We start from the raw sequence: 24835 nt of genomic DNA, 5'->3' as shown, positions 1-24835 counted from the left end.
CCCCGCGTCAAGACAAAGGCCGGCCACGGGTTTAGAATGGCCGCCACTTCGATTCAGGTGACCGCGACATGAACGATCCGCGCAAGGCTCCAGAGCAGGAAAAGACCACCCACTTCGGCTTCCAGGACGTTCCGGAAAGCCAGAAGGCGGAGAAGGTCGCCGAAGTCTTCCACTCGGTCGCGGCCAAGTACGACCTGATGAACGACGTGCTCTCCGGCGGCCTGCACCGGTTGTGGAAGCGCTTCACCATCGAGCTGTCCGGCGTGCGCCCGGGCAATCGCGTGCTGGACATCGCAGGCGGTACCGGCGACCTCACCCGCCAGTTCTCCCGCCTGGTCGGCCCGACCGGCGAGGTGGTGCTGGCCGACATCAACGACTCGATGCTCAAGGTCGGCCGCGATCGCCTGCTGGACAAGGGCGTGGCCGGCAATGTCGCCTTCGTCCAGGCCGACGCCGAGGCGCTGCCCTTCCCGGACAACCACTTCGACGTGGTCACCATCGCCTTCGGCCTGCGCAACGTGACACGCAAGGAAAACGCCCTGCGCTCCATGCTGCGCGTGCTCAAGCCGGGCGGCCGCCTGCTGGTGCTGGAATTCTCCAAACCCGGCAACCCGCTGCTGGCCAAGGCCTACGACACCTATTCGTTCAGCTTCATGCCGCTGGCCGGCAAGCTGATCACCAACGACTCTGACAGCTACCGCTACCTGGCCGAGTCGATCCGCATGCACCCGGACCAGGAAACCCTCAAGGCGATGATGGTCGAGGCTGGCTTCGAGCGCGTCACCTACCACAACATGACCGGCGGCATCGTCGCCCTGCACCGCGGTATCAAACCCTGATGCTGGTCACCGGTCTGCTGGCCGGCGTCGAGTACGGCCTCAACCGCGTGCTGCAGATGGACAGCACCGCGCTGCCCCGCCTGGCCCGACTGGAAGGCAAGGTGATCGAGGTCGACTGCCAGAGTCCGGCGCTCAAGCTGTTCATCCTTCCTGGCGCGGACGGCCTGCAACTGGCCAGCCAGTGGGGTGAGGCCGACTGCATCCTCAGCGCCCCGGCCGGCAGCCTGCTGCGCCTGGCTCTGGCCAAGGACAAGACCGCCATCCTGCACCGCCCGGAAGTCACCCTCAGCGGTGACAGCGCCGTGCTGCTGGAGCTGGCCGGCATCCTCCAGAACCTGGAGCTGGACTGGGAATACGAACTCTCGCGCTGGCTCGGCCCGGTCGGCAGCCAGCTGCTCGCCGGCCACCTGCGCAGCCGCGTGAACTGGGCCGGCGACAGCCTGGACAGCCTGCGCCAGACCCTGGCCGACTACCTGGCCGAGGAGTCGCGCAGCCTGGTCGGCGAGCGCGAAGCCCAGGCCCGCTTCGACGAACTGGACGACCTCAAGCTGGCCCTCGATCGCCTCGACGCGCGCATCGACCGCCTCGCACGCAACCTGAACAAGAACCCATGAGCCTGCTCGCTGCCCGCCGCCTGTTGCGCATTCTGCGCGTGGTCATCCGCTATCGCCTGGACGACCTGTTGCTGACCCTGCCGCTGCCCACCTGGATGCGCGCCCTGCGCTTCGCCCTGCCCTGGCGCTGGCTGCCGCGCCAGCCGCTCGAGCGCAGCCGCGGTGAAGCCTTGCGCCTGGCGCTGGAAGACCTCGGCCCGATCTTCATCAAGTTCGGCCAGCTGCTGTCCACCCGCCGCGACCTGCTGCCGCCGGATGTGGCCGACGAACTGGCACGTCTGCAGGATCAGGTGCCGCCCTTCGACCCGGCACACGCGGTGGCGCTGATCGAACAGCAGCTCGGCGTGAGCATCGACGCCGCCTTCGCCCGCTTCGACGTGGCCCCGCTGGCCTCCGCATCGGTGGCCCAGGTTCACGCGGCGCAGCTCAAGAGCGGCGAGGAAGTGGTGGTCAAGGTGATCCGCCCCGGCCTGCGGCCGATCATCCGCTCCGACCTGGCCTGGCTGTTCCTCGCCGCACGCATCGCCGAGAAGGCCTCGGCCGACGCCCGTCGCCTGCGCCCGGTGGAAGTGGTGGCCGACTACGAGAAGACCATCTACGACGAACTCGACCTGCTGCGCGAGGCGGCCAACGCCAGCCAGCTGCGGCGCAACTTCGAGGGCTCGCCGCTGCTCTACGTGCCCCAGGTGCACTGGGACTGGTGCCGACCCAAGGTGCTGGTGATGGAGCGCATCTACGGCGTGCCGGTAACCGACCTGGCGACCCTGGCCGACCAGCGCACCAACATGAAGCTGCTGGCCGAGCGCGGCGTGGAAATCTTCTTCACCCAGGTGTTCCGCGACAGCTTCTTCCACGCCGACATGCACCCCGGCAACATCTTCGTCGCCACCCGCACGCCCTGGAGCCCGCAGTACATCGCCATCGACTGCGGCATCGTCGGCAGCCTCACCGACGAGGACCAGGACTACCTGGCGCGCAACCTGCTGGCCTTCTTCAAGCGCGACTACCGTAAGGTGGCGCAGCTGCACATCGACTCCGGCTGGGTGCCGGCGGAAACCAAGGTCAACGAGTTCGAGGCGGCCATCCGCACCGTCTGCGAGCCGATCTTCGAGAGGCCGCTGAAAGACATCTCCTTCGGCCAGCTGCTGCTGCGCCTGTTCCAGACCGCGCGCCGCTTCAACATGGAAGTGCAGCCGCAGTTGGTCCTGCTGCAGAAGACCCTGCTCAACATCGAGGGCCTGGGCCGTCAGCTGTACCCGGACCTGGACCTGTGGAACACCGCGCAGCCGTTCCTTGAGCGCTGGATGCGCGAGCGGGTCAGCCCGCGCAACCTGCTGCACAACCTGCAGACCCAGGTCGAGCAGGTGCCGCACCTCGCCAACATGACCCGTGACCTGCTCGAACGCATGAGCCAACCCCACGCCAGCGACCCGCCGGCGCCGTGGCGCGAGCAGCGCAACCCGTGGCCGCTGCGCCTGCTCGGCGCGGCGCTGGTGGCCGGCGGAGTCAGCCAGGGACTTGTGCTCGCCCCGGCGGCCTGGGCCGCCTGGCTCAGCCTCGGCGCCGGCCTGGCATTGATCCTGCGCCGATAGCCAGTGCCGTCCATGGCTGGCACACTTGGCCTTTCATAACCGGCGTACGCAAGCGCCCTGGAAAGAGCCCCGAAACGGGCGGAATGCAGAAATGACCGACTGGCTCGACGAAATCAACTGGAACGAGGATGGCCTGGTTCCCGCCATCGCCCAGGACCACAAGACCGGGCGGGTGCTGATGATGGCCTGGATGAACCGCGAAGCCCTCGCGCTCACCGCCGCCGAGCAGCGCGCCATCTATTGGTCACGTTCCCGTGGCAAGCTGTGGCGCAAGGGCGAGGAGTCCGGTCACGTGCAGAAGCTGCACGAGCTGCGCCTGGACTGCGATGCCGACGTGATCATCCTGCTGGTCGAGCAGCTCGGCGGCATCGCCTGCCACACCGGGCGCGAAAGCTGCTTCTACCGGGTCTTCGAGCACGGTGCGTGGCACACCGTCGACCCGGTGCTGAAAGACCCGCACGCCATCTACCAGGAACACAAGCATGAGTGACACCCTGACCCGCCTGGCCGAGGTGCTGGAGGCGCGCAAGGGCGCGGCGCCGGACAGCTCCTACGTGGCCAGCCTGTACCACAAGGGCCTGAACAAGATCCTGGAGAAGGTCGGCGAGGAGTCGGTCGAGACCATCCTGGCGGCCAAGGACGCCGCCGCCAGCGGCGACTGCAGCGACCTGATCTACGAAACCGCCGACCTCTGGTTCCACAGCCTGGTCATGCTCGCCGCCCTCGGCCAGCACCCGCAGGCCGTGCTGGACGAGCTGGACCGGCGCTTCGGCCTTTCCGGGCACGACGAGAAAGCGGCGCGCCCCACTTCCTGAATTCATTGCGAGGACTGATTGCATGGGCATTTTTGACTGGAAACACTGGGTCGTCATCCTGATCGTGGTGGTGCTGGTATTCGGCACCAAGCGCCTGAAGAACCTGGGCTCCGACCTGGGCGAGACCATCAAGGGCTTCCGCAAGGCGATGAACACCGACGACGAGAAACCCGAGCCGCAACAGCCGGCCCCGGCTGCCAGCGAACAGCTGCACAAGCCGCAGACCATCGATGCCCAGGCGCAGAAGGTCGAAGAGCCGGCGCGCAAGGACTGACGCGTGTTCGATATCGGCTTTTCGGAACTGCTGCTGGTCGGGCTGGTGGCGCTGATCGTCTTCGGCCCCGAGCGCCTGCCCGGCGCCGTGCGCACCGCCGGCCTGTGGATCGGCCGCCTGAAGCGCAGCTTCAACGCCATCAAGGCGGAAGTGGAGCGCGAAGTCGGCGCCGATGAAATCCGCCGGCAGCTGCACAACGAGCAGATCCTGCAACTAGAGCGCGAGCTGAAGCAGTCGATCCAGCCGCCGACGCCGGTCGCGCCCGAGCCGACGGCGGCCACCCCGCAGGAAGTGCCGCCCGCGGCTCAGCCCGCGCCCGCCGACAACGCCACTCCCCCGGCCAACCCGGAGCCGCCGCGCCAGCCATGACCGATCCGAATACCGAGATGCCCCTGGTAGCGCACCTCACCGAGCTGCGCTCGCGCCTGCTGCGCTGCGTGATCGCCATCTTCATCGCGTTCGCCGGGCTGTTCTACTTCGCCCAGGACATCTACACCTTCGTCTCGGCGCCGCTGCGTGCCTACCTGCCGGAAGGCGCGACGATGATCGCCACCGGCGTCGCATCGCCCTTCCTCACCCCGTTCAAGCTGACGGCCTGGTGCTCGCTGTTCCTCGCCGTGCCGATCATCCTGTACCAGGTATGGGGCTTCATCGCCCCAGGGCTGTACAAGCACGAGAAGCGCGTCGCCCTGCCGCTGCTGGTTTCCAGCATCTTCCTGTTCTACGGCGGCATGGCCTTCGCCTACTTCCTGGTCTTCCCGCTGATGTTCCACTTCTTCGCCAGCGTGACCCCGGACGGGGTGGCGATGATGACGGACATCAACGAATACCTGGACTTCGTCCTGACCCTGTTCTTCGCCTTCGGCGTGGCCTTCGAGATACCGGTGGCGACCTTCCTGGTGCTCTGGGTCGGCATCGTCGACATCGACACCCTGCGCAAGAGCCGGCCCTACGTGATCGTCGGCTGCTTCGTGGTCGGCATGGTCCTCACCCCGCCGGACATCTTCTCGCAGACGTTGCTGGCCGTACCCATGTGGCTGTTGTTCGAGGTCGGCGTGTTCTTCGGCGGCCTGGTGCGCAAGCGCAGCGACCATGAGGAAGCCCAGCCCGAAGACCAACCCGACGACCAGCCACCCGCACCGCTGCAATGAACCTGCTGCTGCTGGAGGACGCCGACTTCGTCGCGGCAGACCGCGCCGTGCTCGAAGGCCGGCGCCTCAAGCACCTGCACGAAGTGCATCGCGCCGAGACCGGCGACCAGCTGCGGGTCGGCCGCCTCGGAGGCGCGATGGGCCGCGGTACGCTGCTGGCGCTGGACGAGCGCCACGCCGAGCTGCGCATCGAGCTGGATCAACCGCCACCGGCCAAGCTGCCCCTGACACTGTTGCTGGCCCTGCCACGCCCCAAGATGCTCAAGCGTGTGCTGCAGACCGTGGCGTCCATGGGAGTGCCGCGCCTGGTGCTGCTCAACAGCTACCGAGTGGAAAAGAGCTTCTGGCAGACCCCCTTCCTCGAACCCGCCGCCATCCGCGAGCAACTGATCCTCGGCCTGGAACAGGCCCGCGACACGGTGCTGCCCGAGGTCGTCATCGAAAAACGCTTCAAGCCCTTCGTCGAAGACCGCTTGCCGGCCATCGCAACCGGCACCCTGGGCCTGGTCGGCCACCCCGGCGACTTCCCGCCCTGCCCCCGCGCAGTGACCGCCCCCGTCACCCTGGCCATCGGCCCGGAAGGCGGCTGGATTCCCTACGAGGTGGACAAACTGCGCGAAGCAGGACTCGCGCCGGTGCAGCTGGGCGAGCGCATCCTGCGGGTGGAAACGGCGGTCACGGCGCTGCTGGCGCGGCTGTTCTGAGATTCGCCTCGGAGCACTCAAGCACGCCCCAAAGCGTGACGAGGCCCATGGAAAGTCCGGGCGCGCTGTGCAGAATGTCACTGCCCTGAAATGCAGTGGAAACGAATCTCACCCGCCTCTATGGCCAGCACGGAAGCTGGAACCCCTCCTACGCCGGATCGATCTTGCCCTCGCCTTGATCACAGCCGCCAGGAAAAACAGCTCCCGCCAACGCAAAGGATTGCGCCATGTCGAAGAAACCGTCCGTTGAAGAGTTCCTGAACGCACCAGGTGTGGGATATCCCGATCTCGCCTTTGTCTGCGCACATACCAACACTGGCCTGGTTGAAGCCATCAATACGCGCGCCGAAAACCCGCACCACATTGCTCAAGGTCTTGCACCTCTCTGTGGTCCGGCCGCTTTCATGTACTGCTTGGCCAAACATCACAAGGAAGTCTACAAGCGCTACGTGGCGGAACTGCTGCTCCATGGCGAAGCGAAACTGGGGCAACTGCACGTCAAGCCCAGCCAGGCCTGCCGCAATGGCTCGGCGCCAGGAATGCACCCAGTGGACTGGGTGGCGCTGGCCAGCCTGCGCGACTCATCCAACGGCTTGTTGAGTATGAACAGCGGTGATTCGCAAATAGCCGGTATCACCATGGCCGGTCAGATGGTCGAGTGGTTCGAATCCTGCGGCCTGTTCAGCGGCGCCGACAGCAAGGTCAACTATGTTTTCGGCGGCTCGGCCAAGACCCTGATGGAGGCCAATCAGCACTTTGGCATGGGCGGGCTGGTCTGCCTGCTGATCCGCGCAGCGATCATCGGTCCTGTCGGAGGAGAAGTACCGCTCAACAAGCTGAACAAGGGCACTCCGAAAACCCTTCTGGGCACGCCCGACCACTGGATCGTGCTGTGCTCTCCCATCCGGGTCGGCAGATCCAGCTTCTGCTGGGCGCCCTCCGCCTACGGCTCGGATAGTTTTCTCGACTCCCTCCTGGAGTTCGAATGCTACACCTGGGGCGATGGCAATCGCCGCTCCAGCCACAGGATCGCGAACCTCACCGTCAGGCAGTTCCTGCCGTACTTCTACGGCTACGTGCACGTAGTCCTATAACCATTCGCGAGACATCACCATGCTGCGACTCATCCCCCTATCTCTTCTGGCTTTCGGACTGGTCACAAACCATGCCCTGGGCGACGACGATATCGAGAGCCAGCGCGCCAGCGCCAAGCCGCTGATCCCCATCAGCAGCGGATCGACCTCCCAGGCCCCGAAAACGATGGCCTATACCCCGGACGGTGAACACTACCTGATAGGCGATCTGTACGCCGGTGTGGACATCTTCCAGGTCAAAACCGCAGCCTTGGTCACGAAAGAACCCATTGAGTCGCTCTTCATCGGAAATCCAACAGGAGATCCCAAAAGCTCTACGATTCCTCACCTCTGGTATGCAGGCATCATTGACGACAACACCTATTACTACGCTGCTGGGGATATGCGTAACAAACCCCACGATTTCCGGGTGAACATCCAGCAGATAAACCCACCCAAGCGCCTGCATACCCACCGCCCCCCCGGTTTAAGCGACACTCGCCCGGTTCGCGCGAACCGCACCTACATCAACTACCCTGACACCCTGGTCAACTGGCATACCGGCCAGGAATATCCCGTCAGAACATTCAGCCCCGCCGGCTTCGACTATGCCCTGACAGACAGCGGCAAGATCTTCTCACGCAGCTACCCCAGCAATTGGGCGATGCTCTACGACCCGCTCAGCGACAACAGCATCCAGTGGAAGCTCGGCATCTCTCCCGGAGAAATCGTGCTCACGCGCGGCAGCCGCCATGTCGTGGCACAGGATTCGGATGGTGCATGCCGGGTCTGGCCACTGCCCGAGCTGAAACCGGTGCAACACTGCGGCCGCGCGCCCTGGTTCGCCAGCGATGGCAACGTCGAGCTGGTCACCGATCCCGCCGGTGATCATTTCGCCGCCGCATGGCGCAAGCGCGTGCAGGTCTACCAGGTCGAGCCTTACCAGCGCACCTTCGAGCTGGAGATGAACAACAACGTGCTGGCCATGGCGCTCTCCGCCAACGGGCGACTGGCCATCTCCAGCCAGCAGGATGCCGTCGAGGTATGGGACATCCCCAGCCGAAAACTGCTGGGACGGATCGCCACCGACACCTTCCCCCGCCTGCTGGCCATCTCTCCCTCTGGCGACGAAATACTGGTACACGACCGGACCCTGCTGCGCCTGCGTGTGCCCGAGCCGGACGCTCACGCGCAGGAGTGACGCCCAAGCCCCGGCGAGAACGCCCTACAGCACCTGGCGCAGGAAGCTCTGCGCCCGCGCATCCTGCGGCTGGGCGAAGAACTGTGCCGGCGGCGCGTCTTCCAGCAGCTTGCCATGGTCGAAGAACAGCACGCGGTCGGCCACCTCGCGGGCGAAGCCCATTTCGTGGGTGACGCAGACCATGGTCATGCCTTCCTGGGCCAGCTGCTTCATCACGTCCAGCACCTCGCCGACCATTTCCGGGTCGAGGGCCGAGGTCGGCTCGTCGAACAGCATCACCTTGGGCTCCATGCACAGGGCGCGGGCGATGGCTACGCGCTGCTGCTGGCCGCCGGACAGGCGCGACGGGTACTCGTGGGCCTTCTGCGCGATGCCGACCTTGGCCAGCAGCGCCTGAGCCTTGGCCTCGCGCTCGGCCTTGCCGCGCTTGCGCACGATCTTCTGCGCCAGGCACAGGTTCTCCAGCACGGTCATGTGCGGGAACAGGTTGAAGTGCTGGAACACCATGCCCACCTCGCGGCGGTAGGCGTTCACGTCGGTCTTCGGGTTGGCCAGGTCGACGCCGTCGATGCTCACCGAGCCATCGTCAAGCTCCTCCAGGCCGTTGAGGCAGCGCAGGAAGGTGGACTTGCCGGAGCCGGACGGACCGATCACCACCACCACCTCGCCACGCCGGACGGTGGTGCTGACGTTGTCCACCGCGCGTACTTCGTGGCCGCGGGCGTCGAAGACTTTCACCAGGTTGCGGACTTCAATCACTTTTCCCGAGCCTCCGCTCCAGGCGGCTGGCGATTTGCGACAGCGGCAGGTTGATGACGAGGTAGAGCGCGGCGACGCAGAACCAGATCTCGAAGGTGGAGAACGAGGTGGTGATGGCTTCGCGGCCGCTCTTGGTCAGTTCGGTGATGGCGATCACCGAGACCAGCGAGGTGTCCTTGACCAGGCTGATGAACTGCCCGGCCAGCGGCGGCAGCACGCGCTTGAAGGCCTGCGGCAGGATCACGTGGCGCATCGACTGGCCGGCGGTCAGGCCCAGCGAACGCGCCGCCTCGCCCTGGCCGCGGGCCACCGACTGCACGCCGGCACGGACGATCTCGCCGACGTAGGCGCCGGTGAACAGCGCCAGTGCGGCGACCCCGGCGAACTCGCGGGACAGGTTGAGCACGGTGCCGATGAAGAAGTAGAAGATGAAGATCTGCACCAGCAGCGGCGTGCCACGCACCAGCTCGACGTAGACGGTGGACAGGTCGCGCAGGGTCGGGTTGCTGGACAACCGGCACAGGCCGGTGACCAGGCCGATCACCAGTGCCATCGCCCCGGAGGCCACGGAGATCCACAGGGTGGTCCACAGGCCCCAGAGAAGCGGGCCGGCGGCCCACTGGCGGGTGACGCCGATCTCGTCGCCCTCGCTGACATCGTCGCCCTCGGCCACCCGCAGGCTGTCGCTGGCGACTTCGAGCACCTGCTCCTCGCCGCCCTCGGCGGTCAGGGTCACGCGGCTCAGATCGTCCGCTTCGGTGACGGCGCTGACACTGCCGTAGTCGGCGGCGCGCTGGGCTTCCTCGGCCTGGTAGGCGAAGTACTGCGGCACGCGGTTCCAGTGCCACTCGTAGGAGATCAGCGAGGTGGAGTACCACAGGCCCCAGGCCACCAGGGCCAGGATCAGCCCGGTGAGGATGTGCCAGGGCCAGGTACGACGATGTTTTCTAATCACGGGAAATCTCGCTCATGGCGGGGAACAGAAACAGGCCCGACCTTGTGGGCCGGGCCTGTCGTCACCAGCGAGGACCGAAGTCCGACGCGGGGCTTATTCCATCTCTTTCAGCCAGTCGTTCTTCTTGAACCACTTGGTGTGGATGCGCTCGTAGGTGCCGTCGTGCTTGATCTGGTGCAGCCAGTTGTTGATCCAGTTGATGCTGTCGTAGTCGCCCTTCTTGAGGCCGAAGGCCAGCGGCTCGAAGGTGAACGGCTCGTCGAGGAACACCAGCTTGCCGGCGCCGGCCTTGTTCACCGCCACCACATTGTACGGCGCGTCGTAGATGAAGGCGTCGGCCTTGCCGTTGACCACGTCCATCACCGCTTCCTGCTCGTTGTCGAAGCCGTGGTACTGGGCCTTGGCGATCAGGCGCTTGGCGACCATCTCGCCGGTGGTGCCGATCTTCGAGGTGATGCGGTACTTGGTGTCGTTAAGGTCCTTGTAGGACTTGATCTCGCCTTGCAGCTCCTTGCGGATCAGCAGGGTCTGGCCGACCACGATGAAGGGCTCGGGGAAGTTGACCCGCAGGTTGCGCTCCTGGGTCACGGTCATGCCGGAGCCGATCATGTCGAACTTGTCGGTGAGCAGGGCCGGGATGATGCCGTCGTAGCTGGTAGACACCAGTTCCAGCTTGACGCCCATGGCCTTGGCCATGGCCTTCAGCAGGTCGACTTCGAAACCGATGATCTCGCCGCGCTTGTTGGTCATCTCGAACGGCATGTAGGTCGGGTCCATGCCGACGCGCAGGGTGCCGCGCTTGACCGCATCGTCGACCATGCCGGCGTGCGCCAGGCCGGTCACCGCACAGGCGGAAAGCAGCAGAGATGCGAGAAACTTCTTCATTCCTATCTCCTAGGGGACAACTCGATTTTCAAGGACGCGCCCCCACGGACACCGGGGCAAGGCGGGCAATCCTAACCGCCCGGACAGTGGATGGCGAGTCGCAAAGCAGGCAGGAATCGGGCCAGGTCGCCGCGCCGACGACCGGTAGCGAAGCGCTCAGACCTCAAGCAGGAAGGTCACCGGCCCGTCATTGACCAGGTGTACCTGCATGTCCGCGCCGAAGCGGCCGGTGGCCACCTGCGGATGCTGTTCGCGGGCCAGGGCCACCAGTTGCTCGAACAGGGCCAGGCCCTGGGCCGGCGGCGCCGCGCTGGAGAAGCTCGGGCGCAGGCCGCTCTTGGTGTCGGCGGCCAGGGTGAACTGGGAGACCAGCAGCAGCCCGCCGCTCACATCGGTCAGCGACAGGTTCATCTTGCCCACAGCGTCGGAGAACACCCGGTAGTTGAGCAACCGCTGAAGGCCCTTGGCGAGGGTCGCCGCGTCGTCCTGCGGCTCGATGCCGACCAGCACCAGCAGGCCCTGGTCGATGGCGCCGACGATCTCTCCCGCAACTTCGACGCGGGCGCCACGCACCCGCTGGATCAGCAGCTTCACGCGTCTTCTAGGGGCAGGTCGAGCAGTCGCCTGGCCATCTGGTCGGCGGCGCGCACCAAGGCATCGGTGATGCCCGGCTCTGCGGCGGCATGGCCGGCGTCGCGGATGATCTGCAGCTCGCTGTTGGGCCAGGCCTGGTGCAGGGCCCAGGCGTTGTCCAGCGGGCAGATCACGTCGTAGCGGCCGTGCACGATCACGCCCGGCAGATGGGCGATCTTCGGCATGTCGCGCAGCAACTGGTCTTCCTCGAGGAAGGCGTTATTGACGAAGTAGTGGCACTCGATGCGTGCGATCGACAGGGCGCGATGCGGCTCGGTGAAACGGTCGACCACCTGCGGATTGGGCCGCAGGGTGGCGGTGTGGCCCTCCCAGCAGGACCAGGCCTTGGCCGCGTGCATCTGGGCGATCTGGTCCGGCCCGGTGAGACGCTTGTAGAAGGCCTGCATCAGGTCGCCGCGCTCCTCGGCCGGGATCGGCGCCACGTAGTCCTCCCAGTAATCGGGGAACAGGCGGCTGGCGCCCTCCTGGTAGAACCAGTCGAACTCCTGCGGGCGGCACAGGAAGATGCCGCGCAGGATCAGCGCATGCACGCGATCCGGATGGCTCTGGGCATAGGCCAGGGACAGGGTCGAGCCCCAGGAGCCGCCGAACAGCACCCACTTGTCGATGCCCAGGTGCTCGCGGATGCGCTCCATGTCGGCCACCAGGTCCCAGGTGGTGTTGCCCTCCAGGCTGGCGTGCGGGGTGGAACGGCCGCAGCCGCGCTGGTCGAAGGTGATGATGCGATACAGGTTGGGATCGAAGTAGCGACGGCTGGCGGCATCGCAGCCGGCGCCGGGGCCGCCGTGGACGAACAGCACCGGCAGGCCGTCCGGAGAACCGCTCTCGTCCACGTAGAGGACGTGCGGCTCCGCCACCGCCAGTTCATGGCGGGCGTGGGGTTTGATCTCCGGATACAAAGTCAGCATGGCGCACTCCCGAGTCTGTGCGTAGTTTCCCTGGGTCCACCTCGGACCGACCCTGCCGGGCATCATAACCATGAATCGGGAGTTGAACATGCCTACCCAGCGATTTGCCCTGCCTTTTCTGCTGATCTGCGCCTTGCTCGTCGGCTGTGCGCCAAGCGATCCGCAGGCCGAGCTGGAGGCGACCGTCCAGCGCCTGCAGGACGAGCTGGAGGCCAAGCGCAGCGACGAGGTACTGGACCTGCTGCACCCGCAATTCAGCGCCCGCCAGGAATTCGACCGGGACTGGGCGCGGCGCACCATGGCGCTGCTGTTCCTGCGCCACAAGCAGGTGCGGGTGATCGCCATCGGCACCCGCAGCGAACTCGACCCCACCTACAGCGACCGGGGCCACACCCGCGCCGAGGTGGCCCTGACCGGCGCCGAGGGACTGATCCCGGACAGCGCCCGCCACTACAGCGTGAAGCTGGAATGGTGGCGGGAGGGCGACGAGTGGAAGCTGGCGCGGCTGGACTGGGAATGACCGTAGGGCGGGTGAAACCCGCGTTTCAGTTCGGAATACGCGGGTTTCACCCGCCCTACGTCTGCTAAAAGACGTAGGGGATGAACATCCGGCTGCGCCCCATGTATTCGCGGTAGGCCTCGCCGAAGTAGTCCAGGCATTCGGCCTCGTCGCGTCGCGCAGCCAGGTAGAGCAGCACGCTGGCCACCAGGCCCAAGAGCAGGGTGACGCCGTGCAGGTCCTTCCAGACGATGCCCCAGGTCAGCAGCAGCAGCGAACAGAACAGCGGATGGCGGATGAAGCGGTAGATGCCGCCGGTGACCAGCCGCGAGGTGCGCTCGAAAGCGTACAGCTCGTCGTCCTGGCGCTGCTCGCCGGGCCGGCCGTCGCGGCGCAGCTGGTAGAGGCCGAGGAACAACACGGTCAGCGAACCGAACAGCAGCACCCAGGACACCTTCTGGTGCAGCGCGTAGCGGTCCTCGAACCAGACCGGTGCGTTGAGCACCAGCAGCGCCAGCATCGCCTCCCAGGCGAGGAAGCGATAGAAGCCGTGGGACCGGGGGTTGCGCAGCGTGCGCCAGGAAATGCCGAGCAATATCAGCGAACCGACCAGAAAACCCACCACCTGCATCCACATCCCTCGTTCCTCCCTCTGCCGCTTCGCCAGCCGCGTCCAGGCCTCTGATACACTGCCGGCCTCACAGTTCCTGGCGTACGCAATGGACCGCACCCAACTGCACAGCCTGCTGCCGCACCAGGGCCCCGCCCTGTGGCTGGACGCCCTGCTCGGCCACGACTCCGGCCGCATCGAGGGGTTGTCCGCCTGGCACCACCTGGCGGCCTTCGGCGCGGACGCCTCGCCCTGCCTGCTGTTCGAGGCCGCCGCCCAGCTGTGCGCCGCGCATGGTGCCCTATATGGCGAGGATAGCGCCATCGACATGGCGCTGGTGGGCAAGCTGTCCCAGTTGCAACTGCACTTCGACCCGCCACGCCGCGAGGGCGAGCTGCGTGTCGCCGCCACTCAGGAGGCGCTGAGCCCGGCCGGCGCCCTCTACGCCTTCAGCATCCACGCCGGGCAGCGCCTGCTGCTGGACGGCAAGCTCCTGCTGGTGCTGGTCCGTGCTTGAGCTGATCGACCTTTCCCACCGCTACCCCGGCGCCGATGCCCCGGCCCTGCAGGGCATCGACCTGCAGTTGCAGGCCGGCCAGTGTCTGGGCCTGCTCGGCAGCAACGGCGCCGGCAAGACCACCCTGCTGTCCCTGCTGGCCGGCGTGCTGCCGCTGCAGCGGGGCGAAATCCGCTGGAACGGCGAGCGCAGCCTCGGCCTGGTGCCGCAGCAGTTGGCCTTCTATGCCGAGCTGAAGGTGCGCGAGAACCTCGAACTGTTCGCCGACCTCTACCGCCTGCGCGGCGCCGAGCGCGCCCGCCGCCTGGAACTGTGCATCGCCAGCACCGCCCTGGCAGACAAGCTGCCGCGCCGCGCCGCGCGCCTGTCCGGCGGCGAGCAGCGCCGCCTGAACTTCGCCATCGGCCTGCTGCAACCGGCGCGCCTGTACCTGTTCGACGAGGCCACGGTCGGCGTCGACGCCGCCAGCCGCCAGCTGCTGCTGGCCGCCGTGGAGCGGCTGACCACCGAGGGCCACGGGGTGATCTACACCAGCCACTACCTGGACGAGGTCGAGCGGGTCGCCCAGCGCATCCTGCTGCTGCACGAAGGCCGGGTGCGCCTGGACTTGGACAGCCGCCAGCTGCTCGACGACGGCCACGGCCTGTTGCTGGAATGGCAGGACGCCGAGCCGGCCGGCCTGCAAGAGCTGCTGGCGCGCCTGCACCTGGTGGCCGAGCCGCTGCCGGGCGGCCTGCGCATTCCTGCCCTGGATGGCCCGCAGCTGCTGGAGATCACCCGCTTCCTCGCCGACCGGCCCGGACTGCCGCGCCTGCTGCGCTTCGGCCGCCCGTCGCTGGAACAGCTCTACCTGCGCCTCAACGGAGGCCGCCTATGAGGCTGCTGGCCCTGGTGCGCAAGGAATTCCTCCTGCTGCTGCACGACCCCCACGCGCTGGCCGTGCTGTTCATCATGCCGACCCTGTTCCTGGTGCTGATGGCCGGCGCCATGTCCAACTACCTGCAGGACAAGCCGCCGGCCCTGCGCCTGACGCTGGAAACGCCCCAGGCCAGCGCCTACAGCGAATTCTTCCACGCCGCCCTGGCCGCCCAGCTGCCGGGCAGCGAGCTGCTGGACCACGGCGATGCGCGCAGCACGCGGATCGACCTGCCGGCCGACTTCGCCGACACCCTGCTGCAAGACGAGCAGCCGGGGCTGGCCCTGAGCTTCCCGCCGCAGCTGGACAAGCTGTCGCGCCAGCACCTGCGCGGCGCGGTGCGCATCGCCCTGGCCCAGACCCGTCTGCTCGCCTTCCTTGAGGACAGTGGCGACGTGGACGCCAGGCTGCCGCTGGCCGAGCGCCTGGCCCTGGTGCAGCAGCGCACCCAGAGCCGGGTCGAGGAACACGAGCTGCTGGCCAGCGGCGACCTCAGCGGCCGGGCCAACGCCAGCCAGCTGAGCGTGCCGGCCTGGCTGATCTTCGGCATGTTCTTCGTCGCACTGCCGATGGCCGGCGGCTTCCAGCGCGAGCAGCAGAGCGGCGCGCTGCTGCGCTTCCGCGCTCTCGACCTGAGCCTGGCCACTTTGGCCCTGAGCAAGCTGCTGCCGTATCTCGCCATCAACCTGGTGCAGTTCGCCCTGCTGCTGGCCATCGGCGTCTACGGCCTGCCGCTGCTCGGCCTGCAGGGCCTGACCCTGCCCGGCAGCCCGGCGGCCTATCTGCTACTTGCCATCAGCCTGACCCTCGCCACCTGCGGCCTCGGCCTGCTGCTGGCCGGCCTGGCGCGCAGCGCCGAACAGGCGTTGTTGCTCGGCGGCGGGATCAATATCATCCTCGCCGCGCTGGGCGGCATCATGGTACCCAAGAGCGTGATGCCGGCGGCCATGGGCCAGCTGGCGGAAGTCTCGCCGATGAGCTGGGCGCTGGACGCCTTCCTCACCCTGCTGGTGGGCCAGGGCTCGCTCGCCGACATCGCCCCCTACTGTTTCCGCCTGCTGCTGATGGCTGCCCTGCTGGGCGGCGGTGGCTGGCTTCTGTTCCGCAGACGAGTGCAGCAAACGCAATGGACGAACGACTAGAACAACAACTCAAGCAACTGCTGATTCGTGAGTGCGACAAGGAAGACGATATCGACTGGCAGAGCATCAGCGATGACGAGCCGCTGTTCGGCGCCAAGAGCCGCGTGCAAATGGACAGCCTGGACGCCCTGCAGGTGTCGCTGGCCCTGCAGCAGCACTACGGCGTACGCATTGAGGGCGCCAAGGACGGCCGCAAGATCCTCGCCAGCATCGCCGACATCGCCGCCTTTATCCGTAAGCAGCGGTGAAGCCGGTCTACCTGCAGCGCGGCGCCCTGCACAGCGCCTTGGGCGCCGACCTGGGCGAAGTGGCGGGCAACCTGCTGGCCGACCGCAAGCCGCAGCCGCGCCCGTTCCTGCTGCATGAGCTGCGGCAGGAGCGCCCCTACTTCGCCGTGGCCGGCGACGAGACGCTGGATGCACGCCTGGATCGCCTGCTGGCCGAGACCCTGGACGACGCGCCGGCCGACGACTGCCTGCTGATCGTCGCCAGCACCGCGCTGGACATCACCGAGCTGGAGGCGCGGGCGGCCGAGGAAGACGGCTTCCGCTTCGAGCACTCCACGCCGCTGGACCTGATGGCCGAGCGGCTGCGCCAGCGCCACGGCTTCCTCGACGCCTTCACCCTCAACACCGCCTGCACCAGCGCCGCCAACGGCCTGCTCTACGGCGCGCGGCTGATCAGCGCCGGCCAGTACGCCCGAGTGCTGGTGCTGGCCTTCGAGACACCCAGCGCCATCGCCCAACAGGGCTTCGGCGCCCTCGACCTGACCAGCCCCAGCGGCGCCTACCGTCCCTTTCACCCGCAGCGCGACGGCCTGATCCTCGGCGAATGCTACTGCGCTGCCCTGCTCGGCCCGGAGCCCGGCCCGGCACCGCTGGGCAAACTGCTCGGCGGCTTCAGCGCCTGCGACACCAGCAGCCTGACCACCACCCGCGAGGACGGCAGCCACATCGACTGGGTGATGCAGCGCGCTCTGAACACAGCCGGCGTCACGGCCGGGCAGATCGGCCTGGCCAAGCTGCACGGCACCGCCACCGGCGCCAACGACCTGGCCGAGAGCGCCGGCATGCGCCTGCTCTACCCCGAGGCCATGCCACCGCTGACCGTGCTCAAGCCCTGGCTCGGCCACACCCTCGGCGCCTGCGGCCTGAGCGAGCCCCTGCTGCTGCTCGCCGCCCTGCGCCGGGGCGCGCTGCCGGCGCTGGACTACGCCGGCGAGGCGCTGCTGCCGCTGCCGGCCACGCCGACGGCCATCGCCCCGGATGCCCTGCTGCTGGCCAACTTCTTCGGCTTCGGCGGCAACAACGCCAGCCTGGTCCTGCAGGGTTGTCTTGCGGGAGAACCGTCATGACCGTCATCGCCGCCAGCGAGATCAGCGGCAGCGCCGCGCTCGACGACAAGGCGCTGAAAGCCGCCCTGGGCCAGTACCTGAGCAGCCCACCACGGCGCATCGACCGCCTGATCTTCCAGGCCCTGCTCGGCGCCGCCCTGCTCAAGGACCGGGTGCGCAGCGACTGCGGCCTGTACCTGGCCTCGCGCCACCCGGCGCGGCCGACCATGGGCGCGCTGCTCGACGCCGTGTGCGTGCAGCAGCGCCAGCCCAAGCCCTTCGAGTTCGTCAACAGCGTGAGCAACGCCGCCGGCTTCCATGTCGCCCAGCAGCTGGGGCTGGAGGGGCCGAACCTGTTCATCGGCGCCGGGGCGCGGGTGTGGCCGCAGCTGCAGCGGCTGGCCGCGCTGGACCTGGCCGACGGCAGCGTCATCCAGGCGCTGCTGCTGGAAGTGGAGGACCTGGGCGACTTCCGGGTGCGGGCGGTACTGCTGGAGGGCGCCGGGGACGCTCCGGCGACGGGCTTCGACGAACTGACGGCCGGGATCGAGCTGCGCCGGCTGGACCTGCACGCCTCAGCCTGAAGCGCTAGTCTTCGTCGCCGCCGGAATCCAGGCCGTGCTTGCGCAGCTTGTCGTGCAGCGTCTTGCGCGGCAGGCCCAGGGCCTCGGCCAGGCTGCGCACGGAGCTGTGCCCCTTGGCCATCTCGGCGGCGATCAGCGCCTTCTCGTAGGCCTCCACCCGCTCGCCCAGGCTCTGCCCGTCGTCGCCGGCCGGCAACGCGCCGCCGGGCAGGTCCAGGCCCAGGTCAAGGCCCATGGCGAAGCGCTCCGCGGCGTTCTGCAGCTCGCGCACGTTGCCCGGCCAGGCGTGGCTGAGCAGCTGGGCGCGCTGCCCCGTCTGCAGTTCGCGGGGCGGCAGGCCGTGGCGCCGGGCAGCGGCCTCGGCGTGGTGCTGGAACAGCAACAGGATGTCCGCGCCACGCTCGCGCAGCGGCGGGATGCGCAGCGGCGCGACGTTGAGCCGGTAGTACAGGTCGGCGCGGAAGCGCCCCTGGTCCGCGGCGGCGCGCAGGTCCTCCTTGGTCGCGGCGATCACCCGGATATCCAGCGGGATCAGCTGGTTGCCGCCCAGCCGCTCGACTACGCGCTCCTGCAGCAGGCGCAGCAGCTTGACCTGCACGTCCGGGCTCATGCTCTCGATCTCGTCGAGGAACAAGGTGCCGCCGTTGGCGAACTCGAACTTGCCGATGCGCCGCTTCTGCGCGCCGGTGAAGGCGCCCGGCTCGTGGCCGAACAGCTCGCTCTCCACCACCGATTCGGCCAGCGCGCCGGCGTTGATCGCCACGAAGGGCCCCTTACGGCGCGCGGAAAGATCGTGCAGGGCGCGGGCCACCACCTCCTTGCCGGCACCGGTCTCGCCGAGGATCAGCACGTCGGTATGGATGGCGGCCAGCGCGCCCACCTGCTCGCGCAGGCGCTGCATGGGCGGGGACTGGCCGATCAGGCGGCCGCCCAGCTCGTCGCGGTCGGCCAGGGCCAGGCGCAGGCTGCGGTTCTCCAGCACCAGGCGGCGCAGCTCCAGCGCGCGGCGCACGCCGTCGAGCAGGGCCTCGCTGGCGAACGGCTTCTCCAGGAAATCGTAGGCGCCGGCGCGCATGGCCTGCACCGCCAGCGGCACGTCGCCGTGGCCGGTGATCAGCAGCACCGGCAGTCCGGCATCCCGCTCGTGGAGCTGCTCCAGCAGCTGCATGCCGTCCACGCCGGGCATGCGGATATCGCTGACCACCACGCCCGGCCAGTCCGGCGCGATGCGCTCGGCCACGCCGCGCGCGTCGGCCAGGGTCTCGACGCGCAGGCCGGCCAGATCGAGCGTCTGCGCCAGGGCCTGGCGCAGGTGTTCGTCGTCGTCGATCAGCAGGACCTGGGCGCGGTCGTCGATGGCACTCATGAAAACTCCTCGGGAGGTTGCAGGTTGGCGCCGGGCTCGGCGCCGCGCAGCCGCAGGGTGACCCGCGCGCCACCGTCCGGGTGATTGGCCAGCAGCAGCTCGCCGCCCAGGGCGCGCATCAGCGTCTCGCAGATGGCCAGGCCGAGGCCCAGGCCCTGGGTGCGGGTCTTGGTGGTGAAGAAGGGTTCGCGGGCATGGGCCAGGGCCTGCTCGCTGAAGCCGGGGCCGTTGTCGCGCAGGGTCAGGTCGACGCCCTCCGCGGTCGTCTCCACGCTCAGCCAGATGCGCCGGGGCGGCGCCTTCTCGGCGAGGGCGTCGAGGGCGTTGGACAGCAGGTTGCCGAGCACCTGGCGCAGCCGCGTCTCGCCCGCCTGCACCCACAGGGTGGCGTCCGGCAGGTCGCGGATCAGCTCCACCTCCAGCGCCCGGCGGCGCTTGGCCACCAGGGCCAGGGCGTCCTCCAGCGCCGGTTGCAGCGCCACGCTCTCCGGCGCGTGACGGTCGCGCCGGGCGAAGGCGCGCAGGTGGGCGATGATCGAGGCCATGCGCCCGGTCAGCTCGCTGATCTGCCGCAGGTTGCCGCGGGCGTCGTCCAGGCGCTGGTGGTCGAGCAGCACGCCCGCGTTGTCGGCGTAGCTGCGGATCGCCGCCAGCGGCTGGTTGAGTTCGTGGCTGATGCTGGCGCTCATGGTGCCGAGCGCGGTCAGCTTGCCGGCCTGCACCAGCTCGTCCTGGGTGCGCAGCAGCTCCTGCTGGGTCTGCTCGCGCTCCAGCACCTCGTCCTTGAGCCGGTTGTTCAGGGTCTCCAGGTCGCGGGTACGCTCCAGCACGCGCATCTCCAGCTCGCGCCGCGCCTTGGCGTCCAGCGCGATACGGTCGATGTAGTGGCGCCGCCGCTGCAGCAGCAGGCCGAGCATCAGCAGCCCGGCCAGCAGCACCGCACCGCCCACCACCAGGGTGGTCCGCACCGGGCGGTCCACCAGCTGGCGTGGCGCGAGCAGGCTGACGGTCAGCCCGCTCTCCGCCAGCTCCCGGCTCTGGATCAGCCAGGCGCGCTCGTCCAGGCGCAGCGGCGCGGGCGCCTGGGTCGGATAGGGCTGGTTGGCGACGATGGCGGCGCGCTCCGCGTTGTCCAGCTCGCGGGTGGCGCGGAAGCGCCAGTCCTGGCGCGAGGCGATGATCACCACGCCGTTGCTGTCGGTGACCATCAGTTGCTCGGGGGTGCTGCCCCAGAGCCGCTCCGAGTCGTCCAGATCGACCTTGACCACCAGGATACCGATCACCTCGTCGCCATCGCGTACCGGACTCGAAAAGAAGTAGCCGCGCTTGCGCGAGGTGGTACCGAGGCCGAAGAAACGCCCGTGCTTGCCGGCCAGGGCCTCGCGGAAATACGGGCGATAGGTGAAGTCGCGACCGATGAAGCTGTCCATCTGGTCCCAGTTGGACGAGGTCAGGGTCAGCCCCTGCGGGCTCATCAGGTAGATCACGTCGGCGCCGGTCTCGCGGCGCACCCGGTCCAGCAGCAGGTTGGCCGTCTCCTGCAGCTCATCGTCGTCCGGCGCGGCCAGCAGCGCCCGCAGGGGCGGCAGGTCGGCCAGGATGTAGGGCAGCGTCTCGTAGCGGCGCAGGGTGCCGTACAGGTTGGCGACATACAGGTCGAGGGTCTGCCGGTTCTGCTCGAGCAGCTCGCCACGGTAGTAGCGCTCGGCGAAGTACTGCAGCGGCCACATCAGCGGGACGAGCAGCAGGGCCAGCAGGATCAGGCTGCGCCAGCGGGGGCGGTAGGGAGTGGCAGGCTGGGTCATGACGGTGCGCCGGGGTGATCGGCGCATTATGCACCGCCAGCCCTCAGCGCGGGCTGTTCAGGCACTCCAGCAGGGCCTGGCGCCAGTCGGGCAGCTCGATCTGCCATTCGTGCTGCAGGCGCGAGCAGTCCAGGCGCGAGTTGGCCGGCCGTTGCGCCGGTGTCGGGTAGTCGCTGGTGGCGATGGGCAGCAGGCGCGCGCAGGGCTTGCCCTGGGCCTTCAGCTGGGCCGCAATGGCCTCGGCGAAGCCGAACCAGGAGGTCTCGCCCTGCCCGGTCAGATGGTAGGTGCCCCATGCGCCGACGCGGCCCTCGCGCCAGTGACGGACCAGCTCGGCCGTGGCGCGGGCGATGGTGCCGGCCCAGGTCGGCGCGCCGATCTGGTCGGCCACCACGCGCAGTTCCTCGCGCTCCTGCAGCAGGCGCTGCATGGTCAGCAGGAAGTTGCGCCCGTGCAGCGAGTACACCCAGCTGGTGCGCAGGATCAGGTGCTGGCCACCGACCTCCCGGATCGCCTGCTCGCCGGCCAGCTTGCTGCGGCCGTAGACGCCCAGCGGGCCGGTGGCGTCGCTCTCGACGTAGGCCGAGGCCTTGCGGCCGTCGAACACGTAGTCCGTGGAGTAGTGGATCAGCGGAGCGCCCAGCGCAGCGGCTTCCTCCGCCAGCACGCCGGGCGCGCTGGCGTTGATCGTATGGGCCAGCTCGGGCTCGCTCTCGGCCTGATCCACCGCGGTGTGGGCCGCGGCGTTGATCAGCAGGTCCGGCTGCAGCTCGCGCACCTGGCGGCGAATGGCGTCGCCATCGGCCAGGTCGAGTTGTTCGTGGCTCAGCACCAGCAGCTCCGCCTCGGCGCCGAGGGCCAGTTGCAGCTCGCGGGAGACCTGGCCGTGGCGGCCGGTGATCAGCACTCTCATGGGAACAGCTCGGCGTCGCGCAGGGTGGGCGCGGCCTGGTCCTTGGCCGACAGCTGCGGCACGCCGTCGAACTGCCAGTCGATGGCCAGTTCCGGGTCGTCCCAGCGGATGCAGCGCTCGTGGGCCGGCGCGTAGTAGTCGGTGGTCTTGTAGAGGAACTCGGCGTGTTCGCTCAGCACCACGAAGCCGTGGGCGAAGCCTTCCGGCACCCAGAGCTGGCGCTTGTTCTCGGCGGACAGGCGCACGCCGACCCACTGGCCGAAACCGGGCGAACCACGACGGATGTCCACGGCCACGTCCAGCACTTCGCCAGCGACCACGCGGACCAGTTTCCCCTGGGGCTGCTCGATCTGGTAGTGCAGGCCGCGCAACACGCCGCGGGCGGAGCGGGAGTGGTTGTCCTGCACGAAGTCCCGGCGCACGCCGGTGGCCTCTTCGAAGGCGCGGGCGTTGAAGCTCTCGTAGAAGAAGCCGCGCTCGTCACCGAACACACGGGGTTCGAGGATCAGCACCTCCGCGAGCCGGGTCGGGATGGCCTTCACCGCGTCTCTCCCGCCAGCTGGTAGAGGTACTGGCCATAACCGGTCTTGCCGAAGGCCTTGGCCTGCTGCAGCAGGCATTCGCGGTCGATCCAGCCCTGCTGGTAGGCGATCTCCTCGAGGCAGGCGACCTTCAGCCCCTGGCGGTGCTCGATGGTCTGCACGTACTGCGAGGCCTCCAGCAGGCTGTCGTGGGTGCCGGTGTCGAGCCAGGCGAAGCCACGACCGAGCTTCTCGACGCGCAGGTCGCCACGCTTCAGGTAGGCGTTGTTGACGTCGGTGATCTCCAGCTCGCCCCGCGGCGAGGGCTTCACCGCCTTGGCGATGTCGATCACGTCGTTGTCGTAGAAGTACAGCCCGGTGACGGCGTAGCTGGACTTGGGCTTGGCGGGCTTCTCCTCGATGGAGATGGCGCGACCCTGCTCGTCGTATTCGACGACGCCGAAGCGCTCCGGGTCCTTGACCCAGTATCCGAACACAGTGGCGCCTTTAGGATTGCCGGCGGCCCGTTGCAGCTGCTCGGTGAAATGCTGGCCATGGAAGATGTTGTCGCCGAGGATCAGGCAGACCGAATCGCTGCCGATGAACTCCTCGCCGATCAGGAACGCCTGGGCCAGGCCGTCCGGCGACGGCTGCTCGGCGTAGCTGAAACGCACGCCGAACTGGCTGCCGTCGCCGAGCATCTTCTCGAACTGGGGCAGGTCGTGGGGCGTGGAGATGATCAGGATGTCGCGGATGCCGGCGAGCATCAGTACCGAGACCGGGTAGTAGATCATCGGTTTGTCGTAGATCGGCAGCAGTTGCTTGGAGACCCCCAGGGTGATGGGGTGCAGCCGGGTGCCGGAACCTCCGGCGAGGATGATGCCCTTCATGCTGAAGCTCCCAGGCGCTCGCGTTGATAACTGCCGTCCTGCACGTGGCGGCACCATTGCAGATTGTCGAGGTACCACTGCACGGTCTTGCGCAAGCCGCTGGCGAAGGTTTCCTCTGGCGCCCAGCCCAGCTCGCGCTGGATCTTGCCGGCGTCGATGGCGTAGCGCTGGTCGTGGCCGGGGCGGTCCTTGACGAAGGTGATCAGGTCCTCGTAGCGCACCACGCCGGCTGGCTTGGACGGTGCCAGCTCTTCCAGCAGAGCGCAGATGCCGCGCACCACGTCGATGTTGCGCTGCTCGTTATGGCCGCCGATGTTGTAGGTCTCGCCGACCTGCCCCTCGCTCACCACCTTGAGCAGGGCGCGGGCGTGGTCTTCCACGAACAGCCAGTCGCGCACCTGCAGGCCGTCGCCATACACCGGCAGGGGCTTGCCTTCCAGCGCGTTGAGGATCACCAGCGGGATCAGCTTCTCCGGGAAGTGGAAGGGGCCGTAGTTGTTGGAGCAGTTGGTGAGCAGCACCGGCAGGCCATAGGTGCGCTGCCAGGCGCGCACCAGGTGGTCGGAAGCGGCCTTGCTCGCCGAGTAGGGCGAGCTGGGCGCGTAGGGCGTGGTCTCGGTGAACAGGTCGTCCACGCCGTGCAGGTCGCCGTAGACCTCGTCGGTGGAGATGTGGTGGAAGCGGAAGGCCGCTTTGCGCGCTTCCGGCAGCGCCGCCCAGTAGGCGCGCGTCGCTTCCAGCAGAGCATAGGTGCCGACGATGTTGGTCTGGATGAAGGCGGCCGGCCCGTCGATGGAACGGTCCACGTGCGACTCCGCGGCCAGGTGCATGATGGCGTCCGGCTGGAAGTCGGCGAGGGCCGCGCCCACCACGTCGCTGGCGGCGATGTCCGCCTGCAGAAAGCGGTAGCGCGGGCTGTCCGCGACCGACACCAGCGACTCCAGGTTGCCGGCGTAGGTCAGCTTGTCGAGGTTGAGCACCTCGTGTTCGGTATTCCGGATCAGGTGGCGGATCAGAGCCGAGCCGATGAAACCGGCGCCGCCGGTGATCAGGATGCGCATGGATGTAGCCCTTGCAAAGTGTGGTTCTGCGTGGGGCCGCATGATACGGCATCCGCAGCCTTGCCGGGTGCTCTCGTTGCGCTGGACCCGAGGGCCGGCAGAAGCCTCTCTCCCGCATCAGGCGAGTGCCGAAGGCGGCGGCCAGGAGCCATCCGTCCAGAAGTCGCGAATCGATCCCTCCCGAAACGCGACGCCAGAGCCGTCGCCCAAGCCGATGCTGACCGAACGGACAGCCACGGGGCGGCGGGGCTAGA

Annotated in this window: 30 protein-coding genes; 18 read left to right on the top strand and 12 right to left on the bottom strand. The window is 67.9% G+C overall.

What is annotated here, in order from left to right; genetic code table 11:
* Positions 1-68: 68 nt before the first annotated feature.
* From ubiE to N5D30_RS04900, 11 genes are all read left to right on the top strand, one after another.
* Entirely contained in the window at positions 69-839 is a 771-nt protein-coding gene (gene ubiE / locus N5D30_RS04950) for a bifunctional demethylmenaquinone methyltransferase/2-methoxy-6-polyprenyl-1,4-benzoquinol methylase UbiE (RefSeq protein WP_220816136.1), read from the top strand.
* Positions 839-1453, top strand: coding sequence for an SCP2 sterol-binding domain-containing protein (locus N5D30_RS04945; RefSeq protein ID WP_279907969.1), 615 nt, complete (start codon positions 839-841; stop codon positions 1451-1453). Before ubiE ends, N5D30_RS04945 begins: the two co-directional genes overlap by 1 nt.
* The gene (gene ubiB / locus N5D30_RS04940) at positions 1450-3045 is read left to right on the top strand and encodes a ubiquinone biosynthesis regulatory protein kinase UbiB (RefSeq protein WP_279901785.1); all 1596 of its coding nucleotides are present in this window, start codon (positions 1450-1452) and stop codon (positions 3043-3045) included. The genes N5D30_RS04945 and ubiB overlap by 4 nt, the downstream gene beginning before the upstream one ends.
* Before the next feature lie 91 nt (positions 3046-3136).
* Positions 3137-3535 (top strand): phosphoribosyl-AMP cyclohydrolase, encoded by a 399-nt coding sequence (gene hisI, locus N5D30_RS04935; protein ID WP_279907968.1) that lies wholly within the window; start codon positions 3137-3139, stop codon positions 3533-3535.
* The gene (locus N5D30_RS04930; protein ID WP_043311115.1) at positions 3528-3860 is read left to right on the top strand and encodes a phosphoribosyl-ATP diphosphatase; all 333 of its coding nucleotides are present in this window, start codon (positions 3528-3530) and stop codon (positions 3858-3860) included. Before hisI ends, N5D30_RS04930 begins: the two co-directional genes overlap by 8 nt.
* A gap of 22 nt (positions 3861-3882) precedes the next feature.
* The gene (locus N5D30_RS04925) at positions 3883-4134 is read left to right on the top strand and encodes a twin-arginine translocase TatA/TatE family subunit (RefSeq protein WP_279901784.1); all 252 of its coding nucleotides are present in this window, start codon (positions 3883-3885) and stop codon (positions 4132-4134) included.
* A 3-nt stretch (positions 4135-4137) separates the two neighbouring features.
* Positions 4138-4503 (top strand): Sec-independent protein translocase protein TatB, encoded by a 366-nt coding sequence (gene tatB / locus N5D30_RS04920; RefSeq protein ID WP_279907965.1) that lies wholly within the window; start codon positions 4138-4140, stop codon positions 4501-4503.
* Positions 4500-5285, top strand: a complete 786-nt coding sequence (gene tatC, locus N5D30_RS04915; protein ID WP_279907964.1) for a twin-arginine translocase subunit TatC — start codon at positions 4500-4502, stop codon at positions 5283-5285. The genes tatB and tatC overlap by 4 nt, the downstream gene beginning before the upstream one ends.
* Entirely contained in the window at positions 5282-5989 is a 708-nt protein-coding gene (locus N5D30_RS04910; protein ID WP_279907963.1) for a 16S rRNA (uracil(1498)-N(3))-methyltransferase, read from the top strand. The genes tatC and N5D30_RS04910 overlap by 4 nt, the downstream gene beginning before the upstream one ends.
* A 227-nt stretch (positions 5990-6216) precedes the next feature.
* A complete protein-coding gene (locus N5D30_RS04905) occupies positions 6217-7083 on the top strand; it encodes a hypothetical protein (protein WP_279907962.1) in 867 nt (288 codons plus the stop codon).
* A 19-nt stretch (positions 7084-7102) separates the two neighbouring features.
* Entirely contained in the window at positions 7103-8263 is a 1161-nt protein-coding gene (locus N5D30_RS04900) for a hypothetical protein (RefSeq protein WP_279907961.1), read from the top strand.
* A gap of 24 nt (positions 8264-8287) precedes the next feature.
* On the opposite strand, the gene N5D30_RS04895 is transcribed toward N5D30_RS04900, so the two are convergent.
* From N5D30_RS04895 to pip, 5 genes are all read right to left on the bottom strand, one after another.
* Complete coding sequence (locus tag N5D30_RS04895) at positions 8288-9022, bottom strand: amino acid ABC transporter ATP-binding protein (RefSeq protein ID WP_279907960.1); 735 nt, start codon at positions 9020-9022, stop codon at positions 8288-8290.
* Positions 9015-9977 (bottom strand): amino acid ABC transporter permease, encoded by a 963-nt coding sequence (locus tag N5D30_RS04890; protein ID WP_279907958.1) that lies wholly within the window; start codon positions 9975-9977, stop codon positions 9015-9017. The genes N5D30_RS04895 and N5D30_RS04890 overlap by 8 nt, the downstream gene beginning before the upstream one ends.
* Positions 9978-10070: 93 nt before the next feature.
* Entirely contained in the window at positions 10071-10862 is a 792-nt protein-coding gene (locus N5D30_RS04885; RefSeq protein WP_279907956.1) for a transporter substrate-binding domain-containing protein, read from the bottom strand.
* Between the two features lie 156 nt (positions 10863-11018).
* Complete coding sequence (dtd, locus tag N5D30_RS04880) at positions 11019-11456, bottom strand: D-aminoacyl-tRNA deacylase (protein WP_279907955.1); 438 nt, start codon at positions 11454-11456, stop codon at positions 11019-11021.
* Complete coding sequence (gene pip, locus N5D30_RS04875; RefSeq protein ID WP_220816150.1) at positions 11453-12424, bottom strand: prolyl aminopeptidase; 972 nt, start codon at positions 12422-12424, stop codon at positions 11453-11455. Before pip ends, dtd begins: the two co-directional genes overlap by 4 nt.
* An 88-nt stretch (positions 12425-12512) precedes the next feature.
* On the opposite strand from pip, the gene N5D30_RS04870 reads away from it, so the two are divergent.
* Positions 12513-12944, top strand: a complete 432-nt coding sequence (locus N5D30_RS04870) for a hypothetical protein (RefSeq protein WP_279907954.1) — start codon at positions 12513-12515, stop codon at positions 12942-12944.
* Positions 12945-13008: 64 nt separating this feature from the next.
* Here the strand turns inward: N5D30_RS04870 and N5D30_RS04865 are convergent, their stop codons facing one another.
* Positions 13009-13560: an isoprenylcysteine carboxylmethyltransferase family protein gene (locus N5D30_RS04865; protein WP_279907952.1), complete on the bottom strand. Its 552-nt coding sequence runs from the start codon at positions 13558-13560 to the stop codon at positions 13009-13011.
* Between the two features lie 82 nt (positions 13561-13642).
* Here N5D30_RS04865 and N5D30_RS04860 point away from each other — a divergent pair, with 82 nt between their 5' ends.
* From N5D30_RS04860 to N5D30_RS04835, 6 genes are read left to right on the top strand one after another with little or no spacing between them, the layout of a single operon-like run.
* Positions 13643-14050 (top strand): beta-hydroxyacyl-ACP dehydratase, encoded by a 408-nt coding sequence (locus N5D30_RS04860; RefSeq protein ID WP_279907950.1) that lies wholly within the window; start codon positions 13643-13645, stop codon positions 14048-14050.
* Positions 14043-14927 carry an ABC transporter ATP-binding protein gene (locus N5D30_RS04855; RefSeq protein WP_279907948.1) on the top strand — a complete coding sequence of 295 codons (885 nt, stop codon included), beginning with the start codon at positions 14043-14045 and terminating at the stop codon, positions 14925-14927. Before N5D30_RS04860 ends, N5D30_RS04855 begins: the two co-directional genes overlap by 8 nt.
* Complete coding sequence (locus N5D30_RS04850; protein ID WP_279907946.1) at positions 14924-16108, top strand: ABC transporter permease; 1185 nt, start codon at positions 14924-14926, stop codon at positions 16106-16108. The genes N5D30_RS04855 and N5D30_RS04850 overlap by 4 nt, the downstream gene beginning before the upstream one ends.
* On the top strand, positions 16093-16356 hold the full coding sequence (locus N5D30_RS04845; protein WP_279907944.1) for an acyl carrier protein: 264 nt from the start codon (positions 16093-16095) through the stop codon (positions 16354-16356). The genes N5D30_RS04850 and N5D30_RS04845 overlap by 16 nt, the downstream gene beginning before the upstream one ends.
* Positions 16353-17462, top strand: coding sequence for a beta-ketoacyl synthase N-terminal-like domain-containing protein (locus tag N5D30_RS04840; protein WP_279907942.1), 1110 nt, complete (start codon positions 16353-16355; stop codon positions 17460-17462). Before N5D30_RS04845 ends, N5D30_RS04840 begins: the two co-directional genes overlap by 4 nt.
* Positions 17459-18025: a hypothetical protein gene (locus N5D30_RS04835; protein ID WP_279907941.1), complete on the top strand. Its 567-nt coding sequence runs from the start codon at positions 17459-17461 to the stop codon at positions 18023-18025. The genes N5D30_RS04840 and N5D30_RS04835 overlap by 4 nt, the downstream gene beginning before the upstream one ends.
* Positions 18026-18029: 4 nt before the next feature.
* Here N5D30_RS04835 and dctD read toward each other — a convergent pair whose 3' ends face one another.
* From dctD to rfbB, 6 genes are read right to left on the bottom strand one after another with little or no spacing between them, the layout of a single operon-like run.
* Complete coding sequence (dctD, locus tag N5D30_RS04830) at positions 18030-19391, bottom strand: two-component system response regulator DctD (protein WP_279907940.1); 1362 nt, start codon at positions 19389-19391, stop codon at positions 18030-18032.
* A complete protein-coding gene (locus N5D30_RS04825; RefSeq protein WP_279907939.1) occupies positions 19388-21196 on the bottom strand; it encodes an ATP-binding protein in 1809 nt (602 codons plus the stop codon). The genes dctD and N5D30_RS04825 overlap by 4 nt, the downstream gene beginning before the upstream one ends.
* A 43-nt stretch (positions 21197-21239) precedes the next feature.
* A complete protein-coding gene (rfbD, locus tag N5D30_RS04820) occupies positions 21240-22109 on the bottom strand; it encodes a dTDP-4-dehydrorhamnose reductase (protein WP_279907937.1) in 870 nt (289 codons plus the stop codon).
* Positions 22106-22651, bottom strand: coding sequence for a dTDP-4-dehydrorhamnose 3,5-epimerase (gene rfbC / locus N5D30_RS04815; RefSeq protein ID WP_279907935.1), 546 nt, complete (start codon positions 22649-22651; stop codon positions 22106-22108). Before rfbC ends, rfbD begins: the two co-directional genes overlap by 4 nt.
* On the bottom strand, positions 22648-23520 hold the full coding sequence (gene rfbA, locus N5D30_RS04810) for a glucose-1-phosphate thymidylyltransferase RfbA (RefSeq protein WP_279907933.1): 873 nt from the start codon (positions 23518-23520) through the stop codon (positions 22648-22650). Before rfbA ends, rfbC begins: the two co-directional genes overlap by 4 nt.
* Positions 23517-24581 (bottom strand): dTDP-glucose 4,6-dehydratase, encoded by a 1065-nt coding sequence (rfbB, locus tag N5D30_RS04805; RefSeq protein ID WP_279907931.1) that lies wholly within the window; start codon positions 24579-24581, stop codon positions 23517-23519. The genes rfbA and rfbB overlap by 4 nt, the downstream gene beginning before the upstream one ends.
* Positions 24582-24835 lie beyond the last annotated feature (254 nt).

Origin of the sequence: Pseudomonas sp. GD03875, from assembly GCF_029840585.1 — a bacterium.
GTDB classification, from domain to species: Bacteria; Pseudomonadota; Gammaproteobacteria; order Pseudomonadales; family Pseudomonadaceae; genus Aquipseudomonas; species Aquipseudomonas paralcaligenes.
This window is presented reverse-complemented; position numbering and strand designations above follow the sequence as displayed.

Bases quoted from the DNA above. Each gene is read 5' to 3' on its own strand.
- ubiE (WP_220816136.1), top strand. From the start codon at position 69: ATGAACGATCCGCGCAAGGCTCCAGAGCAGGAAAAGACCACCCACTTC.
- N5D30_RS04945 (WP_279907969.1), top strand. From the start codon at position 839: ATGCTGGTCACCGGTCTGCTGGCCGGCGTCGAGTACGGCCTCAACCGC.
- ubiB (WP_279901785.1), top strand. From the start codon at position 1,450: ATGAGCCTGCTCGCTGCCCGCCGCCTGTTGCGCATTCTGCGCGTGGTC.
- hisI (WP_279907968.1), top strand. From the start codon at position 3,137: ATGACCGACTGGCTCGACGAAATCAACTGGAACGAGGATGGCCTGGTT.
- N5D30_RS04930 (WP_043311115.1), top strand. From the start codon at position 3,528: ATGAGTGACACCCTGACCCGCCTGGCCGAGGTGCTGGAGGCGCGCAAG.
- N5D30_RS04925 (WP_279901784.1), top strand. From the start codon at position 3,883: ATGGGCATTTTTGACTGGAAACACTGGGTCGTCATCCTGATCGTGGTG.
- tatC (WP_279907964.1), top strand. From the start codon at position 4,500: ATGACCGATCCGAATACCGAGATGCCCCTGGTAGCGCACCTCACCGAG.
- N5D30_RS04910 (WP_279907963.1), top strand. From the start codon at position 5,282: ATGAACCTGCTGCTGCTGGAGGACGCCGACTTCGTCGCGGCAGACCGC.
- N5D30_RS04905 (WP_279907962.1), top strand. From the start codon at position 6,217: ATGTCGAAGAAACCGTCCGTTGAAGAGTTCCTGAACGCACCAGGTGTG.
- N5D30_RS04900 (WP_279907961.1), top strand. From the start codon at position 7,103: ATGCTGCGACTCATCCCCCTATCTCTTCTGGCTTTCGGACTGGTCACA.
- N5D30_RS04885 (WP_279907956.1), bottom strand. From the start codon at position 10,862: ATGAAGAAGTTTCTCGCATCTCTGCTGCTTTCCGCCTGTGCGGTGACC.
- pip (WP_220816150.1), bottom strand. From the start codon at position 12,424: ATGCTGACTTTGTATCCGGAGATCAAACCCCACGCCCGCCATGAACTG.
- N5D30_RS04870 (WP_279907954.1), top strand. From the start codon at position 12,513: ATGCCTACCCAGCGATTTGCCCTGCCTTTTCTGCTGATCTGCGCCTTG.
- N5D30_RS04865 (WP_279907952.1), bottom strand. From the start codon at position 13,560: ATGTGGATGCAGGTGGTGGGTTTTCTGGTCGGTTCGCTGATATTGCTC.
- N5D30_RS04860 (WP_279907950.1), top strand. From the start codon at position 13,643: ATGGACCGCACCCAACTGCACAGCCTGCTGCCGCACCAGGGCCCCGCC.
- N5D30_RS04850 (WP_279907946.1), top strand. From the start codon at position 14,924: ATGAGGCTGCTGGCCCTGGTGCGCAAGGAATTCCTCCTGCTGCTGCAC.
- N5D30_RS04845 (WP_279907944.1), top strand. From the start codon at position 16,093: ATGGACGAACGACTAGAACAACAACTCAAGCAACTGCTGATTCGTGAG.
- N5D30_RS04835 (WP_279907941.1), top strand. From the start codon at position 17,459: ATGACCGTCATCGCCGCCAGCGAGATCAGCGGCAGCGCCGCGCTCGAC.
- dctD (WP_279907940.1), bottom strand. From the start codon at position 19,391: ATGAGTGCCATCGACGACCGCGCCCAGGTCCTGCTGATCGACGACGAC.
- N5D30_RS04825 (WP_279907939.1), bottom strand. From the start codon at position 21,196: ATGACCCAGCCTGCCACTCCCTACCGCCCCCGCTGGCGCAGCCTGATC.
- rfbD (WP_279907937.1), bottom strand. From the start codon at position 22,109: ATGAGAGTGCTGATCACCGGCCGCCACGGCCAGGTCTCCCGCGAGCTG.
- rfbA (WP_279907933.1), bottom strand. From the start codon at position 23,520: ATGAAGGGCATCATCCTCGCCGGAGGTTCCGGCACCCGGCTGCACCCC.
- rfbB (WP_279907931.1), bottom strand. From the start codon at position 24,581: ATGCGCATCCTGATCACCGGCGGCGCCGGTTTCATCGGCTCGGCTCTG.